This window comes from Micromonospora cynarisoli (genome assembly GCF_030518815.1).
GTDB lineage: Bacteria > Actinomycetota > Actinomycetes > Mycobacteriales > Micromonosporaceae > Micromonospora > Micromonospora wenchangensis.
This window is the reverse complement of the sequence record NZ_CP130426.1, coordinates 1,117,401-1,132,376: the sequence shown is the minus strand read 5'-3', so window position 1 is coordinate 1,132,376 and position 14,976 is coordinate 1,117,401. Positions and strand designations below refer to the sequence as shown.

The following is a 14,976-nucleotide window of genomic DNA, read 5'->3' as shown; positions in this document are numbered from 1 at the left end:
GTCACGCATGACCGTAGAGCAGTTCGCCGACCGGCACATCGGTCCCGGTCCGCACGACGAGCGCCGCATGTTGGAGGCCGTCGGCTACGGGTCGATCGACGAGCTGATGGACGCGGCGATTCCCGAGGTGATCCGCTGGCACGGGACGTTGGATCTGCCGGCGCCGGCCACCGAACGGGAGGCGATCGCGCAGTTGCGGGCGTTGGCGTCCCGGAACACGGTGGCGGTGTCGATGATCGGCCTGGGCTACCACGGCACCCACACCCCGGCGGTGATCCGCCGTAACGTGCTGGAGAACCCGGCCTGGTACACGGCGTACACGCCGTACCAGCCGGAGATCAGTCAGGGCCGGTTGGAGGCGCTGCTGAACTTCCAGACGATGGTGACGGACCTGACCGGCCTGGCGACGGCGAACGCGTCGATGCTCGACGAGGCGACCGCGGCGGCGGAGGCGATGACGTTGGCGCGGCGGGCGTCGAAGAGCCGCAGCACGGTGTACGTGGTCGACGCCGACGCGTTGCCGCAGACCGTCGCGGTGCTGTGCGGCCGGGCCGAACCGTTGGGTATCGAGGTGCGGGTGGTCGACCTGGAGACGCAGGAGTTGCCGGCGGAGTTCTTCGGCCTGCACCTGCAGTATCCGGGGGCGTCGGGGCTGGTGCGGGACCATGCGCCGTTGGTGGCGGCGGCGCACGCGGTGGGCGCGTTGGTGACGGTGGCGGCGGACCTGTTGGCGTTGACGCTGCTGCGTGCGCCGGGGCGGATCGGGGTGGACATCGCGGCGGGCACCACGCAACGGTTCGGGGTGCCGATGGGCTTCGGTGGGCCGCACGCCGGTTACCTGGCGGTGCGGGCCGGGTTGGAGCGGATGCTGCCGGGCCGGCTGGTCGGGGTGTCCCGGGACGCGGCCGGTGAGCCGGCGTACCGGTTGGCGTTGCAGACGCGGGAGCAGCACATCCGGCGGGAGAAGGCGACCAGCAACATCTGCACGGCGCAGGTGCTGCTGGCGGTGATGGCGGGCATGTACGCCGTCTACCACGGGCCGGACGGGCTGCGGCGGATCGCCCGTCGGACCCGGTCGATGGCGCTGCGGTTGGCGGCGGGGCTGCGTGCCGGTGGCGTCGAGGTCGCCGACGGGGTGTTCTTCGACACGGTGACGGCGGTGGTGCCGGGTCGGGCGCAGCGGGTGGTGGTGGCGGCGCGGGAGCGGGGGGTGAACCTGCGGCTGGTCGACGCCGACCGGGTGGGGGTGTCCTGCGACGAGACGACCACCGGGGAGCACCTGGCGGTGGTGTGGGAGGCGTTCGGGGTGGACCCGGTCGTCGGTGACGTCGAGGAGGCGGTGCCGGCCGGGTTGGCGCGGGACACCGATCTCCTGACCCATCCGGTGTTCCGCAGCCACCACTCGGAGACGGCGATGCTGCGGTACCTGCGTCGGCTGGCGGACTTCGACTACGCCCTGGACCGGGGCATGATCCCGTTGGGGTCGTGCACGATGAAACTGAACGCGACCACCGAGATGGAGCCGGTGACCTGGCCGGAGTTCGCCCACCTGCACCCGTTCGCCCCGCCGGAGCAGACCGCCGGTTACCGGGAGCTGATCGGGCAGTTGGAGGGGTGGCTGGCGGAGGTGACCGGCTACGACGCGGTCAGTGTGCAGCCCAACGCCGGGTCGCAGGGTGAACTGGCCGGGTTGTTGGCGATCCGCGCGTACCACCGGGACCGGGGTGACGGTCACCGGGACGTGTGTCTGATCCCGTCGTCGGCGCACGGCACGAACGCCGCGTCGGCGGTGATGGCCGGGATGCGGGTGGTGGTGGTCGGCTGCGACGCCGACGGCAACGTCGACCTGGTCGACCTCGACGCGAAGATCGACAAGCATCGGGACGCTCTCGCGGCGATCATGGTGACGTACCCGTCGACGCACGGGGTGTACGAGACGGGCATCGCGTCGCTGTGCGCGAAGGTCCACGACGCCGGCGGGCAGGTGTACGTCGACGGGGCGAACCTCAACGCGCTGGTCGGGTTCGCCAAGCCGGGCCGGTTCGGGGCGGACGTGTCGCACCTGAACCTGCACAAGACGTTCTGCATCCCGCACGGCGGCGGCGGGCCGGGGGTGGGGCCGGTGGCGGTGCGGGAACACCTGGCGGCGTACCTGCCGGGTGACCCGACAGGTGAGCGGGCGACCGGTGCGGCGGCGATCTCGGCGGCCCGCTACGGGTCGGCGGGCATCCTGCCGATCCCGTGGGCGTACCTGCGGATGATGGGCGCGGCAGGGCTGGCCCGGGCGACAGGGGCGGCGGTGCTGGCCGCGAACTACGTGGCGGTGCGGCTGCGGGACCACTTCCCGGTGCTGTACGCCGGCAACAAGGGCCTGGTGGCGCACGAGTGCATCCTGGATCTGCGGCCGTTGTCGAAGGCGACCGGGGTGAGTGTCGACGACGTCGCGAAGCGGCTGATCGACTACGGGTTCCACGCGCCGACGATGTCGTTCCCGGTGGCGGGGACGCTGATGGTGGAGCCGACCGAGAGTGAGGACCTGGCCGAGCTGGACCGGTTCTGTGCCGCGATGATCGCGATCCGGGCGGAGATCGACGAGGTGGCGTCGGGGCGGTGGCCGGCGGGGGACAACCCGCTGAGCAACGCCCCGCACACCGCGGCGATGGTGTCCGGGGACCAGTGGCCGCACCCGTATCCGCGGTCGGTGGGCGCGTACCCGGCCGGGGTGGACCCGGTGGGGAAGTACTGGCCGCCGGTGCGGCGCGTCGACGGCGCGTACGGCGACCGGAACCTGGTGTGTTCGTGCCCGGCGCCGGAGGCGTTCCAGGACTGAGGAGCGGTGCCGGGGCGGCGGTCGTGCCGCCCCGGTGCGGCGACCGGGGGAGGGCGGCCCCTGCGTGGGGGCTAGCCTGGTGCGACAGGTCGGCGACGCCGACGCATCGTGACCGGGTCAGGCGACGAGGGCGTGCCGGGCCGGCCCGCGGTGCGGGGCGATGGTGCTGCCGTCAGGGAGGAGTTCACCGGTGTCCTCGAAGACGATGACACCGTTGCAGAGCAGGCTCCAGCCCTGCTCAGGGAAGCAGGCGATGACCCGGGCGGCGTCCCGGTCGGTCGCTTCGGCGGAGGGACAGGGGATCTGGTGCTGGCACATCGGGTTCTCCGGACTGTGGGGGCACTGTGTCATGGTTCACATGACCAGTGACGCACAGTACCAAGGGACCGCGCATCGGATCGAGCGGCCTTCCGCCATGTTGCCCGGAAATCCGCTGAACGGATGAGGAAGAATCAGCCACCCGGCGTGGAAACGCTCCCAACGGTGCCGGTCGACGTACCCGCAGTACCGGCCCCCTGCCGCAGCGTGCTCGTCGAACGGGACCGCTACCTGTGGCACGTCACCGACGGTGGCGACCCCGCCGTACAGATCACCGACTTCCTCACCGCCCACGGCCTGCCCGTCGACGACCTGACCCGCCCGGCGACCCACCGCACCGACGGCCCCTGCGGCGCCGCCCTGTTCGTCTCCGCCGCCGCCGGCGCCCGGATGGCCGGCGCACCCACCGGCCCCGCCAGCCCCGTGCCCACCCTTCCCGACGTCGCCGTCGTCGTCTACGACCACGGCACCCGCCGCCCACCCCCCACCGGACCCGCCCCCGACCGGCTGCGGGTCGGCCCCTGGCGGGACAGCTGGACCACCAGCCAGCACGCCGACGCCGTCCGCGCCGTCCGCGCCGCCATCGGCCGCGGCGACGTCTACCAGGTCAACGTGGTCGGCCACGCCGCCGCCACCTACACCGGCGACCCCCGGCCCGCCCTGGCCCGCCTCGCCGGCCTGCCCGGCGCCCGCTACGGCGGCACCCTGCACGGCGACGGCTGGAGCATCGGCTGCGCCTCACCGGAGACCCTCGTCGCCGTGCACGACGGCCGGATCGTCACCCGCCCCATCAAGGGCACCCGCCCCGCCACCCCGGCCGGCCGCCGCGACCTGCTCGCCTCCGCCAAGGAACGCGCCGAACACATCATGATCGTCGACCTGGAACGCAACGACCTCGCCCGCATCGCCCGCACCGGCTCGGTGACCGTCGACGACCTGTTCACCGTCCGCCGCTGGTGTGACCTGTGGCAGGCCGAGTCGACCGTGTCGGCGACCCTCGCCGACGGGACCGGCCTGACCGACCTGCTGCGCGCCACCTGCCCCGGCGGCTCGGTCACCGGCGCGCCCAAACACGCCGCGCTGGCGCTGATCGCCGCCGTGGAACCCGTCGGCCGGGGCGCCGGCATGGGCGCGTTCGGCTGGATCGGCCCCGGCCACCTCGACCTGGGCCTGACCATCCGCACCGCCGCCGCCGATCACGACCGGCTGCACCTGTGGGCCGGCGGCGGCATCACCTGGGACAGCGACCCCGCCGCCGAGGTCGCCGAGGCCGCCGCCAAGGCCGCCCCGGTACGGGCCCTGCTCGCCGCCGGCCGACCACACCCGGGCCGTTAGGGTGACGGCATGCACGTCGAGTACAGCGGCACCGGCGACCCCGCCCGCAGCCTCGCCCTGCTCTGGCGCACCCGCGAGAGGAGCAGCCGCAGCGGCGACCTCGGCGTCGACCAGATCGTCCGGGCCGCCATCGACGTCGCCGACGCCGAGGGCCTCGCCGCGCTGTCCATGCGCCGGGTCGCCGAACGCCTCGGCGTCGGCACCATGTCCCTCTACACCCACGTGCCCGGCAAGGGGGAACTGCTGGACGTCATGCTCGACACCGTGCACGGCGAAACCCCCCGCCCCGCCGACGTCCCCGGCGGCTGGCGCGGTCGCCTGGAACGCATCGCCCGGGACAACTGGGCGCTGTACCTGCGCCACCCGTGGCTGTTGCAGGTCGCCACCACCCGCCCCCCGCTGGGCCCCCAGGTCACCGCCCGCTACGACTACGAACTACGCGCCGTCGAGGGCACCGGCCTGACCGACCTGGAGATGGACGCCGTGGTCACCCTCGTCGACTCCTACGTCCACGGCGCGGTACGCGGCGCGGTGGAGGCCGCCCAGGCCACCGGCCGCACCGGCCTCACCGACGAACAGTGGTGGCACGCCCACGCCCCCTACCTGGAGAAGGTCATGGACCCGACCCGGTTCCCCACCGCCGCCCGCGTCGGCGCCGCCGCCGGGCAGGAGTACCAGGCCGCCACCGACCCGACCCGCGCCTTCGAGTTCGGCCTGGCCCGCGTCCTCGACGGGATCGCCGCCCTGATCGCCGACCGGTGCGCCGGGTCACCGCCGCCGGTAACCCCCCGATAGCCTTCCGGACATGACCGTACGCCCGATCCGGATCATTGGTGACCCCGTCCTGCGCACCGCCTGCACCCCGGTGACCCGCTTCGACACCGCCCTGCACCAGCTCGTCGACGACCTGATGGACACCCTCACCGGCGAACCCGGCCGGGCCGGCGTCGCCGCCCCCCAGATCGGCGTCGACGCCCAGGTGTTCGTCTACGACGCCGACGGCCACCGGGGACACCTGATCAACCCCACCATCGAACTGTCCGACGACACCCAGGACGACGACGAGGGCTGCCTGTCCATCCCCGGCCTGTACTTCCCGACCCGCCGCGCCCTGCACGCCACCGTGCACGGCGTCGACCGGCACGGCGACCCGCTGACCATCTCCGGCAGCGGATTCCTCGCCCGCGCCCTGCAACACGAGACCGACCACCTCGCCGGCCGGCTCTACGTCGACACCCTGCGCGGCGACGTCCGCCGCAAGGCCCTGCGGGAGATCCGCGCCGGCCGGTTCGACTCACCCCGCCGCCACCGCTGACCCCGACCCGACGGCCAACGAGAACTCACCGAACCCGGCGACCCGGGTGAACCCCAACCGTTCGTAGAGGCGCACTGCCACCGCATTGTCGGCCCGCACGTTCAACGTCACGTGGTCGACGCTCGCGGCCAGCCGGGCACACAACGCGGCGACCACCCGAGCGCCCAGACCCCGCCCCCGCACCGCCGGACGGGTGGTCACGTTCCCCACCGCGGCCACCCGGTACGTCGGCGACCACACGTGCACCCCGGCGACCGCCACCAGGGCGTCCCCCTCGCGTACCCCCACGTAGTGGCCGGTGTCGAGCATCCGCGCGTCGAACCAGTTCCCCGGGTACGCCACCGCATACAGGTCCCGCAACGCCGGCAGGTCCGCCGCGCCGAGCACCTCACCCAGCGCGGCGACACCGGCCAGCCGCCCCGGGTCGGTCAACGCCATCCGCAGGTGCGCCCCCGCCGGGGTGACGACGTACCGGCCCGCCAGGACCCGCTCCAGACCGGGGGACAGGTGCGCGTACAGCCGGGCCGGCAGCACCGGGGCCACCTCGTCGAGCAGCGCCGCCATGGCCGCGCCGTCCCGCTGCGCGGCGAACGCCAGCAGCACCGGCTCGGCGGCCCCGTGGTACAGCAGCACGACCTGGTCGTCCCGCCGGAACCACGACGTGTACGGCCAGAAGAAGTCGTCCAGGTCACCCAACTGGTAGGCGTGCAGCACCGGATCACGGCGCAACAGCGCCGCCAGCACGGCACGGTCGTGTTCGGCGCGGACCGGCACCGGTCAGCAACGACCCGAGGGAAGGTTCTCGTCGGCCCACCGGGCCAACTCGTCAAGCGCCGGCAGCAGGGCCGCGCCCCGCCCGGTCAACTGGTAGCTGACACCCAGCGGTGGCCCCTCCCGCACCGTGCGGCTGACCAGGCCGACCCGGGCCAGCTCACCGAGCCGGTCCGACAGCACCGACTCACTGATGCCCGGCAGCGCCCGCGCCAGCTCGGCGAAGCCCGCCGGCCCCTGGGCGAGGGTGCCCAGGATCATGCCGTTCCACCGCTTGCCGAGGAACGCGAACGCCCGGGACAGCCCCCCGGGACAGGCGCGGGGCCCGCCTTCGGTCGGGGAGCACGTCGTCATCGTCCCAGCATACGTGGTCTTCAACTCACCGTAGCCACTTCGAAAAAACTAGCTGCTACCGTAGTCGCAGCAACCGCGATCCGACCGGAGGACACCATGACCGACGTACTGCCCGACCACCTGATCACCCTCGACCCCCACGCCCAGGCCCAACTGTTCACCGAAGCCCGCACCGCCAACACCTTCACCGACACCCCCGTCAGCGACGAACAACTCCGCGCCATCTTCGACCTCGCCAAGTACCCACCCACCGCCATGAACGTCCAACCCCTGCGCGTGCTGTTCGTCCGCCCCGGCGAAGGCCGCGACCGCCTCCTCACCCACGTCGCCGACGGCAACCGCGCCAAGACCGCCACCGCCCCCGTCGTCGCCGTCCTCGCCGCCGACACCGACTTCCACGAACACCTCGACACCGTCTTCCCCATCCGCCCCGGCATGCGCGAACACTTCGCCGCCGACCCCACCACCCGCGACGCCATGGCCAGGTTCAACGCCGGCCTCCAGGTCGGCTACTTCCTCCTCGCCGTCCGCGCCGCCGGCCTCGCCGCGGGACCCATGGGCGGATTCGACCCCGCCGGCGTCGACAACGAATTCTTCACCGACACCGGCTGGAAGTCCCTACTCCTGGTCAACATCGGCCACCCCGGCCCCGACGCCTGGCACCCCCGGCTGCCCCGACTCGACTACGACACCGTCGTCCGACACGCCTGAACCACCCCGAACCCACCAGTGGCTGGCTCGCCGAGCACCCGCTCAGCCGGCCAGCCACTGGTCGTAACCCAACCGCGCCACCAACGCCAACACCACCACCAGCAACACCACCCGCACGAACCCCGCACCCCGCCGCAACGCCATCCGCGCCCCCACCGCCGCCCCCGCCACATTGCACACCGCCATCGCCAACCCCAACCACCACCACACGTGCCCCGTCACCGCAAACACCACCAACGCCCCCAGATTCGTCCCCGCGTTCACCACCTTCGCCATCGCCGACCCGTGCAGAAAATCCGCCCCCACCAACACCGTGAACGCCACCACCAGAAACGTCCCCGTACCCGGCCCGACCAACCCGTCATACAGCGCGACACCCACCCCCGCCACCACCACCGCAGCCACCACCCGCCCCCGCGTCCGCCGCCGCGGCACCGCCACCGTCCCCAACCGCGGCCGCAACACCACGAACAACGCCACCACCACCAACACCCCCAACACCACCGGCCGGTACGCCCCCGCCGGCACCGAACCCGCCAACACCGCCCCCACCCCCGCACACCCCACCGCCAACACCGCCGCCGGACCCGCCACCCCCCAATCCACACGCGTCCGCCGCGCGAACGTCACCGCCGCCGTCGACGTACCCGCGATCGCCGCCAACTTGTTCGTCCCCAACGCCGTCGCCACCGGCACCCCCGGCGCCGCCACCAACAACGCCGGCAACAACAACAACCCACCCCCACCCACCACCGCATCCACCCACCCCGCCAGGGCAGCCGCAGCCAACAGAGTCGTCAACGACACAGGATCCACGGCCGGCCATTCTCCCCACCCCACCCGGCCACCCACCCACCCGAGTGGCCCACCTCACCGCCCCCGCCGCCCCCGCAACCACACCCCCACCACACCCACCGCCACGAACACCAGCACCGAACAACACAACAACTTGACCATCCAGCAACTGTCCCACGCCACGTAGGGTGCACACGTGCGCCTGGCCACCTTCAACCTGCTCCACGGCCGCTCCCTGACCGACGGACTCGTCGACCCCGACCGCCTCACCACCGCCGTCCACGCCCTCGACGCCGACATCCTCGCCCTCCAGGAAGTCGACCGCGACCAGTCCCGCAGCGGCCACCACGACCTCACCACCATCGCCGCCCACGCCCTCGACGCCCCCGAACACCGCTTCGCCGCCGCCGTCGTCGGCACCCCAGGCGAACACTTCCGCCCCCTCCGCCACGACGACGACGGCCACGGCGAACCCTGCTACGGCATCGGCCTGATCAGCCGCCACCCCGTCCGCAGCTGGCACGTCACCCGCCTCAACCCCGCACCCGTCCGCTCACCCCTCCACACCCCCGGCCCCGGCGGCGGCCTCATCCTCCTACGCGACGAACCCCGCGTCGTCCTCGCCGCCGTCCTCGACACCCCCCACGGCCCCCTCACCGCCGCCGCCACCCACCTCTCCTTCGTCCCCGGCTGGAACGCCCACCAACTCCGTCGCGTCGTCCGCGCCCTACGCGCCCTACCCGCCCCCCGCATCCTCCTCGGCGACCTCAACCTCCCCGCCGGCCCCGCCCGCCTCCTCACCGGCTGGCACCCCCTCGCCCGCCGCCCCACCTACCCCGCCACCGCACCCCGCGTCCAACTCGACCACATCCTCGCCGACCCCCACGACCGGCACCGGCTACCCCCGGTCACCGCCACCGCCACCCCCCGCTCCACCATCTCCGACCACCGACCCCTCATCGTCGACCTCGGCTGACCCGCCCCCACCCGGTCACCCCCACCCCGCAGCCCGCTGCGCCGCCCGCAACGCGTTACGGAACAACATCGCCACCGTCGTCGGACCCACCCCACCCACCCGCGGCGTGATCGCCCCCGCCACCCGCGCACACGACTCGTCCACATCCGGCAACAACCGCCGACCCTCGTACCGCACCCCACCACCCACCACCACCGCACCCGGACGCACATGCTCCGGCCGCACGATCCCCGGCACCCCCGCCGCCGCCACCAGGATCTCCGCCCGCCGCGTGTACCGCGGCCAGTCCACCACCCCCGTGTGCACCACCGTCACCGCCGCATTCGCCGTCGGCCGCTTCTGCGCCAACAACATCGCCAACGGACGCCCCAACGTCGCCCCCCGACCCAGCACCACCACCTCCCGCCCCGCCACCGGCACCCCGTGGAACGCCAACAACGCCTCGATCCCCGCCGGCGTACACGGCACCGGACCCGGCAACCCCAACGCCAACCGCCCCAGGTTCACCGGATGCATACCGTCCACGTCGGAATCCGGATCCAACACCTCCAACGCCCGGTCGTAATCCAGCTGCCCCGGCACCGGATGCTGCACCAACACCGCATGCACCCCGGCATCGTCGTTGAAATCCCGCAGCACCCCGTGCAGATCCGCCTGCGTCGCCGACGCCGGCAACCGCACATGCGGCGACGCGAACCCCAACTCCGCCGCCTGCCGAGACTTGATCCGGATGTAGCCCGCGCTCGCATCGTCGTCACCCACCAGCACCGTCGCCAACGCCGGCACCACACCTGCCGCCCGTAACGCCGCCACCCCCTCGGCGACCTCGGCGAGAATCCGATCCGCCACCGGCCTACCCGGCAACAGACGCGCCGCACCACCCGACGCAGAAGAAGAAGAGACGGACATGGCTCACCTCGACCACGGAGGCCCAGGCGGTCGACCCCCGCGACGAGCTCCCCGATGGTTGACCCATCCCCGTGCCGCCAGTCGCGTCCACCCCACCATGCCACAACCACCCCCACCCCGAGCGCCCGCGCCGCGTGACACACCCGGCACCACCCCACCCTCAGCCGGGCCGCCCTCCCGACACCAACCCCACCAACACCCGATTCGTCCGGTTCGACCGCACCGCCGCCCGCTGCTGACCCGCCGTCACCTCGATGTACGTCTGCGACGACGCCAACGACGCATGCCCCAACAACCGCATGATCTCCGCCGCCCCCGCCCCCTCCTCGGCCAACCGGGTCGCGAACGTGTGCCGCAACGCGTGCAACCGCGCCCCCGCCGGCACCCGATCGGTGATCCCCGCCCGCCGGTAACAGGAATCCACCAGATACTGCAACCCACCCCGCCGCAACGGCGCACCCCGCCGATCCACCAGCAACACCCCGTCCGGGCGTACGCTGCGCGCCCCGAACCGCCGCCGCCGACTCTCCAGGTACGCCGACACCACCTCGTCCAACTCCGGCTCCACCGGCACCACCCTCGGCCGACCGCCCTTACCGGCCACCGCCACCCGCCGCTCACCGGCCCGCCCCGACACCGACGACACCCGCAACGCCAACAACTCCGCCAGGCGCAGCCCCGCGCACAACGCCAACGCCAGCACCGCCACGTCCCGCTCCGGCCACGGATCACGCTGCCGCGCGTCCGCACGCGACACCGACGCCAACAGCACCTCCGGGGTGTCCTCACCCCGCAACGGCTTCGGCTGGGGGAGCGGCGCCCGGGGACGCCCCACCGCCGGCATCGGATTGCCCGCCACCACCTGCTCGGCCACCAGGAACGAGAAGAAGCCGTTCCAACTCGACCAGGCCCGGTGTACCGACGCCGCCGCCCGGGGCGCGGCGAACCGGGCGAACGCCGCCCGCATCACCCGGGGGGAGAGGGCGGAGATCATCAGTTCGTCGGGGGACAGGGGAGGGGTGCACTCCTCGCCGGCCAGCGCCGCGACGGCCCGCAGATCCCGCCGGTACGCCTCCTGCGTGTGCGGGGAGGGCTTCCGGGTGGCCCGCGCGGTCAGGAACTCCTCGATGAGCCGCCCAACCGATTCGTCCCATTTATCATGCATAAGGGATATTATGCATCCTTTTCGGGTTGCCGGCCACCGAGGGGGAGGGGAGCGGCGGCAGGCCGCACCGACGGTCCCCTGTGCCTGGTCACACCCGCCGGCGCACTCCACGGCCGCCGGCCGCGCCCCCAGCCTTGTGGCTGCGGAGGTCCGCCGAGTCCGCCGTGGAGCACCAACTCGCGGCGCGCATCACGGGCCTGCCGGTGTCGGCCCGACATCGCAGCGCACCGGCGGCCGTCTCGGCCGGTGCCCGCACCGGTAGCCCACCCGGCGACATGTCACGCGCCACAGTGACGTGTCTCGGGGGTGCGCGGCGGGTGTGGACCGCGGGTGGACGGTCGCGACCCCCGGCCACCGGCAGGTCGGAGGAGACCCCTCTTCCGGTTTACTTTACATAATGCATATTATCGAATCACTGTCGGGGCGCTGGCGGGGCCGTTCGGCTCACCGGGGTGACCGCTGGGCGCGGTGTCGGTTTGCCCGTGGCGGGCGGCGTGGGCATGTGACGGGGGCACGCCACCGCGATGTTCCGGAGAGGAAGCACCGATGCTGTCCGCACTCGACCGTCGGCACACCGTCGCGCCGCCCGGTTACAGCCGTTGGCTGATCCCCCCGGCGGCGCTGGCGATCCACCTCTGCATCGGCCAGGTCTACGCCACCAGCGTCTACAAGAACTCCCTGATCGCGCACTTCGACGCGAGTCAGACGGCGATCGGGGTGATCTTCAGCATCGCGATCGTGATGCTGGGGTTGTCGGCGGCGGTCGCCGGCACCTGGGTCGAGGCGAACGGGCCGCGTAAGGCGATGTTCGTCTCGGCGTGTTTCTGGGCGGCCGGGTTCGGCGTCGGCGCGCTGGGCATCGCCGCCGGGCAGCTGTGGCTGCTGTACGTCGGGTACGGGCTGCTGGGCGGGATCGGGCTGGGCATCGGCTACATCTCCCCCGTCTCCACGTTGATCAAGTGGTTCCCGGACCGGCCGGGCCTGGCCACCGGTCTGGCGATCATGGGTTTCGGGGGTGGGGCGATGGTGGCCTCTCCCCTGTCGCGTCAGCTGCTGTCGTTGTACGACTCCGGGTACGACCCGGCCGACGCCGGGTCGAGCGCCTCGGGGTCGGCGCTGGTTTGGTTGTTCGTCACGCTCGGTGTCGGCTACTTCGTGATCATGATGTTCGGGGTGGTCAACGTGCGGGTGCCGGCGGCGCACTGGCGGCCGGCCGGGTTCGATCCGGCGGCGGTGGCGGCGAAGCCGCTGGTGACCACGGCGAACGTGTCGGCGGCGAACGCGGTGCGGACCCGGGCGTTCTGGCTGCTGTGGGTGGTGCTGTTCTGCAACGTGACCGCCGGGATCGGGATCCTGGAGCAGGCCAGCCCGATGATCCAGGACTTCTTCCGTGACGGCGGCGGCTCGGCGGTGTCGGTGGCCGCGGCGGGCGGGTTCGTGGGCCTGTTGTCGCTGTTCAACATGGCCGGTCGGTTCGTCTGGTCGTCGACGTCGGACGTGCTCGGCCGTAAGCCGATCTACCTGGTGTACCTGGCTGTGGGGATGGTGCTGTACGCGGCGCTGGCCCTGGTCGGGCAGGCGTCGACGGCGCTGTTCGTGCTGCTGGCCTGCGTCATCCTGTCGTTCTACGGTGGTGGGTTCGCGACCGTTCCGGCGTACCTGCGGGACCTGTTCGGCACGGTCGAGGTGGGGGCGATCCACGGCCGGTTGTTGACGGCGTGGTCGGCGGCGGGGGTGGCCGGGCCGTTGATCGTCAACGCGTTCCTGGACGCGCAGGGTGAGCCGGGGACGTTGACGGCGTCGGCGTACCGGCCGGCGTTGTTCACGATGGTCGGGGTGCTGGCGGTGGGGTTCGTGGCGAACCTGCTGGTGCGTCAGGTGCCGCGGCGGTACCACGAGCCGACAGGTGGGCGGGACACGGATGTGGTGACGACGCAGAGGGATGGCGCGCGATGAGTGAGGTTGGTCCCCGGGGGCAGCGGGTCCGGTTGTGGGTGTCCTGGTCGGTGGTGTCGGTGCTGCTGGGGTACGGGGTGGTGCAGACGGTGCTGACGGCGGCGAAGCTGTTCACCGGGTGACGGGCGGGCGGCGGTGAAGGGGGTGTCGGGCTCCCGTGTGGCCGGTCAGAGGCCGCCGGCGACGCGCAGCACCGCGCCTGTGGTGTAGGTGGCGTCGGGTCCGAGCAGCCAGGCGACGGCGCCGGCGACCTCGTCGGGTTCGCCGGCGCGACCGAGGGGGATGCGGCCGGCGGCGGTGTCGGCGCGGTCGGGTATGCCGGAGTCGGCGTGGATGTCGGTGCGGATGATGCCGGGGGCGACGGCGTTGACCCGGATGCCGCGGGGGGCGAGTTCCTTGGCCAGGCCGATGGTGAGGGTGTCGGTGGCGGCTTTGACGGCGGCGTAGTGGATGTATTCGCCGGGGCTGCCGAGGGTGGCGGCGGCGGAGGAGATGTTGACGATGGCGCCGCCGCGGGTGAGCCGGTGGGTGGCCTGTTGGGCGCACAGGACGTAGCCGATGAGGTTGACGTCGACGACGCGGCGCAGGTCGTCGGGGCGTAGTGCGGTGAAGGGGCCGATGGGGCTGGTGACGCCGGCGTTGTTGACCAGGGCGGTGAGGGGGCCGAGGTCGGCGGCGGCGGTGAAGAGGCGGTCGATGTGGGTGGGGTCGGTGGTGTCGGCGGGGACGGCGACGGCGCGGCCGCCGAGGCGGTGGACGTCGGCGACGACGGTGGCTGCGGCGGCGTGGTCGTGGCGGTAGCCGATGGCGAGGTGGTGGCCGGCGGCGGCGAGCCGTCGGGCGATGGCGGCGCCGATGCCTCGGCTGCCGCCGGTGATGACGGTGACCGCGGTCATGTGCCTGCGCTCCCCTGCCGGTCGGTGTGCGGTGGTGTGACGGTACCTCCGTCCCGATGTGGTGGGCAGGGTGTGGATGCTCACCTGGCGCGGTGGCGCGGTGGCGCGGTGGTGGGCGGGGTGATCGCTTACGCTCTTCGCGTTTCGGACGGATCGGATCGGTGGAGGTGTGTGGTGGGTGTGAGTGTCGGTGATCTGGTGGAGGATTTCGTGCTGCCGGATCAGACGGGTGCGCCGCGGCGGTTGTCGGAGTTGTTGGCGGCGGGGCCTGTGGTGTTGTTCTTCTATCCGGCGGCGATGACCCGTGGGTGTACGGCGGAGAGTTGTCATTTCCGGGATCTGGCGGCGGAGTTCGCGGCGGTGGGGGCGCAGCGGGTGGGGATCAGTCGGGATCCGGTGGAGAAGCAGGCGGAGTTTTCCCGGATGCACGGGTTCGACTATCCGTTGTTGTCGGATGTCGACGGTGTGGTGGCGCAGGCGTTCGGGGTGCGGCGGCGGTTGCCGTTGGGGCCGTTGAGCACGCGGCGGATGACGTTCGTGATCGGTCAGGACCGGCGGGTGCTGGCGGTGGTGCACAGCGAGTTGGGGATGAACGAGCACGCGGACGAGGCGTTGCGGATTCTCGGGGGTTGATTGTCCGGGTGT

The 14,976-nt window shown here is 72.5% G+C and carries 16 protein-coding genes and 1 riboswitch; of the genes, 9 read left to right on the top strand and 7 right to left on the bottom strand.

Annotated features, from left to right (window positions below; all coding sequences use genetic code 11):
* Nucleotides 1–7: 7 nt before the first annotated feature.
* The gene (gene gcvP / locus Q2K16_RS04605; RefSeq protein WP_302743740.1) at nt 8–2,830 is read left to right on the top strand and encodes an aminomethyl-transferring glycine dehydrogenase; all 2,823 of its coding nucleotides are present in this window, start codon (nt 8–10) and stop codon (nt 2,828–2,830) included.
* Nucleotides 2,831–2,947: 117 nt separating this feature from the next.
* Here gcvP and Q2K16_RS04600 read toward each other — a convergent pair whose 3' ends face one another.
* Nucleotides 2,948–3,148, bottom strand: a complete 201-nt coding sequence (locus Q2K16_RS04600) for a DUF5999 family protein (protein ID WP_088647339.1) — start codon at nt 3,146–3,148, stop codon at nt 2,948–2,950.
* A 123-nt stretch (nt 3,149–3,271) separates the two neighbouring features.
* On the opposite strand from Q2K16_RS04600, the gene Q2K16_RS04595 reads away from it, so the two are divergent.
* The 3 genes from Q2K16_RS04595 to def are packed head-to-tail and all read left to right on the top strand — an operon-like array spanning nt 3,272 to nt 5,798.
* Nucleotides 3,272–4,483 carry a chorismate-binding protein gene (locus Q2K16_RS04595; RefSeq protein ID WP_302743738.1) on the top strand — a complete coding sequence of 404 codons (1,212 nt, stop codon included), beginning with the start codon at nt 3,272–3,274 and terminating at the stop codon, nt 4,481–4,483.
* A 9-nt stretch (nt 4,484–4,492) separates the two neighbouring features.
* Nucleotides 4,493–5,278, top strand: a complete 786-nt coding sequence (locus Q2K16_RS04590; protein WP_302743737.1) for a TetR/AcrR family transcriptional regulator — start codon at nt 4,493–4,495, stop codon at nt 5,276–5,278.
* Nucleotides 5,279–5,288: 10 nt separating this feature from the next.
* Nucleotides 5,289–5,798, top strand: a complete 510-nt coding sequence (gene def, locus Q2K16_RS04585; RefSeq protein WP_302743736.1) for a peptide deformylase — start codon at nt 5,289–5,291, stop codon at nt 5,796–5,798.
* Here the strand turns inward: def and Q2K16_RS04580 are convergent.
* The gene (locus Q2K16_RS04580; RefSeq protein ID WP_302743735.1) at nt 5,778–6,572 is read right to left on the bottom strand and encodes a GNAT family N-acetyltransferase; all 795 of its coding nucleotides are present in this window, start codon (nt 6,570–6,572) and stop codon (nt 5,778–5,780) included. The two genes, def and Q2K16_RS04580, sit on opposite strands and share 21 nt — an antisense overlap.
* A 3-nt stretch (nt 6,573–6,575) precedes the next feature.
* The gene (locus Q2K16_RS04575; RefSeq protein ID WP_302743734.1) at nt 6,576–6,923 is read right to left on the bottom strand and encodes a winged helix-turn-helix transcriptional regulator; all 348 of its coding nucleotides are present in this window, start codon (nt 6,921–6,923) and stop codon (nt 6,576–6,578) included.
* 96 nt (nt 6,924–7,019) lie between these two features.
* On the opposite strand from Q2K16_RS04575, the gene Q2K16_RS04570 reads away from it, so the two are divergent.
* Complete coding sequence (locus Q2K16_RS04570; protein WP_302743733.1) at nt 7,020–7,634, top strand: malonic semialdehyde reductase; 615 nt, start codon at nt 7,020–7,022, stop codon at nt 7,632–7,634.
* A 42-nt stretch (nt 7,635–7,676) separates the two neighbouring features.
* Here the strand turns inward: Q2K16_RS04570 and Q2K16_RS04565 are convergent, their stop codons facing one another.
* Nucleotides 7,677–8,396 (bottom strand): sulfite exporter TauE/SafE family protein, encoded by a 720-nt coding sequence (locus Q2K16_RS04565; protein WP_302746367.1) that lies wholly within the window; start codon nt 8,394–8,396, stop codon nt 7,677–7,679.
* 229 nt (nt 8,397–8,625) lie between these two features.
* Between Q2K16_RS04565 and Q2K16_RS04560 the strand changes: the two genes are divergently transcribed.
* The gene (locus Q2K16_RS04560) at nt 8,626–9,405 is read left to right on the top strand and encodes an endonuclease/exonuclease/phosphatase family protein (RefSeq protein WP_302743732.1); all 780 of its coding nucleotides are present in this window, start codon (nt 8,626–8,628) and stop codon (nt 9,403–9,405) included.
* 15 nt (nt 9,406–9,420) lie between these two features.
* Here Q2K16_RS04560 and Q2K16_RS04555 read toward each other — a convergent pair whose 3' ends face one another.
* Together Q2K16_RS04555 and Q2K16_RS04550 are read right to left on the bottom strand one after the other, a co-directional pair.
* Nucleotides 9,421–10,314: a bifunctional 5,10-methylenetetrahydrofolate dehydrogenase/5,10-methenyltetrahydrofolate cyclohydrolase gene (locus Q2K16_RS04555; RefSeq protein ID WP_302743730.1), complete on the bottom strand. Its 894-nt coding sequence runs from the start codon at nt 10,312–10,314 to the stop codon at nt 9,421–9,423.
* Between the two features lie 13 nt (nt 10,315–10,327).
* A riboswitch (ZMP/ZTP riboswitch) is annotated at nt 10,328–10,404 on the bottom strand.
* A 70-nt stretch (nt 10,405–10,474) separates the two neighbouring features.
* A complete protein-coding gene (locus Q2K16_RS04550; RefSeq protein WP_302743728.1) occupies nt 10,475–11,479 on the bottom strand; it encodes a tyrosine-type recombinase/integrase in 1,005 nt (334 codons plus the stop codon).
* 546 nt (nt 11,480–12,025) lie between these two features.
* On the opposite strand from Q2K16_RS04550, the gene Q2K16_RS04545 reads away from it, so the two are divergent.
* Nucleotides 12,026–13,435: an OFA family MFS transporter gene (locus Q2K16_RS04545; protein ID WP_302743726.1), complete on the top strand. Its 1,410-nt coding sequence runs from the start codon at nt 12,026–12,028 to the stop codon at nt 13,433–13,435.
* Nucleotides 13,432–13,557, top strand: a complete 126-nt coding sequence (locus Q2K16_RS04540) for an MFS transporter small subunit (protein ID WP_302743724.1) — start codon at nt 13,432–13,434, stop codon at nt 13,555–13,557. The genes Q2K16_RS04545 and Q2K16_RS04540 overlap by 4 nt, the downstream gene beginning before the upstream one ends.
* 45 nt (nt 13,558–13,602) lie before the next feature.
* Here Q2K16_RS04540 and Q2K16_RS04535 read toward each other — a convergent pair whose 3' ends face one another.
* Nucleotides 13,603–14,331: an SDR family oxidoreductase gene (locus tag Q2K16_RS04535; RefSeq protein ID WP_302743722.1), complete on the bottom strand. Its 729-nt coding sequence runs from the start codon at nt 14,329–14,331 to the stop codon at nt 13,603–13,605.
* 171 nt (nt 14,332–14,502) lie between these two features.
* On the opposite strand from Q2K16_RS04535, the gene Q2K16_RS04530 reads away from it, so the two are divergent.
* Nucleotides 14,503–14,964, top strand: a complete 462-nt coding sequence (locus tag Q2K16_RS04530; protein WP_489671898.1) for a peroxiredoxin — start codon at nt 14,503–14,505, stop codon at nt 14,962–14,964.
* Nucleotides 14,965–14,976 lie beyond the last annotated feature (12 nt).

Excerpts from the sequence above, each read along its gene's own strand:
- gcvP (WP_302743740.1), top strand. The coding sequence starts at position 8 with ATGACCGTAGAGCAGTTCGCCGACCGGCACATCGGTCCCGGTCCGCAC.
- Q2K16_RS04600 (WP_088647339.1), bottom strand. The coding sequence starts at position 3,148 with ATGTGCCAGCACCAGATCCCCTGTCCCTCCGCCGAAGCGACCGACCGG.
- Q2K16_RS04545 (WP_302743726.1), top strand. The coding sequence starts at position 12,026 with ATGCTGTCCGCACTCGACCGTCGGCACACCGTCGCGCCGCCCGGTTAC.
- Q2K16_RS04595 (WP_302743738.1), top strand. The coding sequence starts at position 3,272 with ATGAGGAAGAATCAGCCACCCGGCGTGGAAACGCTCCCAACGGTGCCG.
- Q2K16_RS04555 (WP_302743730.1), bottom strand. The coding sequence starts at position 10,314 with ATGTCCGTCTCTTCTTCTTCTGCGTCGGGTGGTGCGGCGCGTCTGTTG.
- Q2K16_RS04540 (WP_302743724.1), top strand. The coding sequence starts at position 13,432 with ATGAGTGAGGTTGGTCCCCGGGGGCAGCGGGTCCGGTTGTGGGTGTCC.
- Q2K16_RS04570 (WP_302743733.1), top strand. The coding sequence starts at position 7,020 with ATGACCGACGTACTGCCCGACCACCTGATCACCCTCGACCCCCACGCC.
- Q2K16_RS04535 (WP_302743722.1), bottom strand. The coding sequence starts at position 14,331 with ATGACCGCGGTCACCGTCATCACCGGCGGCAGCCGAGGCATCGGCGCC.
- Q2K16_RS04550 (WP_302743728.1), bottom strand. The coding sequence starts at position 11,479 with ATGCATGATAAATGGGACGAATCGGTTGGGCGGCTCATCGAGGAGTTC.
- Q2K16_RS04575 (WP_302743734.1), bottom strand. The coding sequence starts at position 6,923 with ATGACGACGTGCTCCCCGACCGAAGGCGGGCCCCGCGCCTGTCCCGGG.
- def (WP_302743736.1), top strand. The coding sequence starts at position 5,289 with ATGACCGTACGCCCGATCCGGATCATTGGTGACCCCGTCCTGCGCACC.
- Q2K16_RS04590 (WP_302743737.1), top strand. The coding sequence starts at position 4,493 with ATGCACGTCGAGTACAGCGGCACCGGCGACCCCGCCCGCAGCCTCGCC.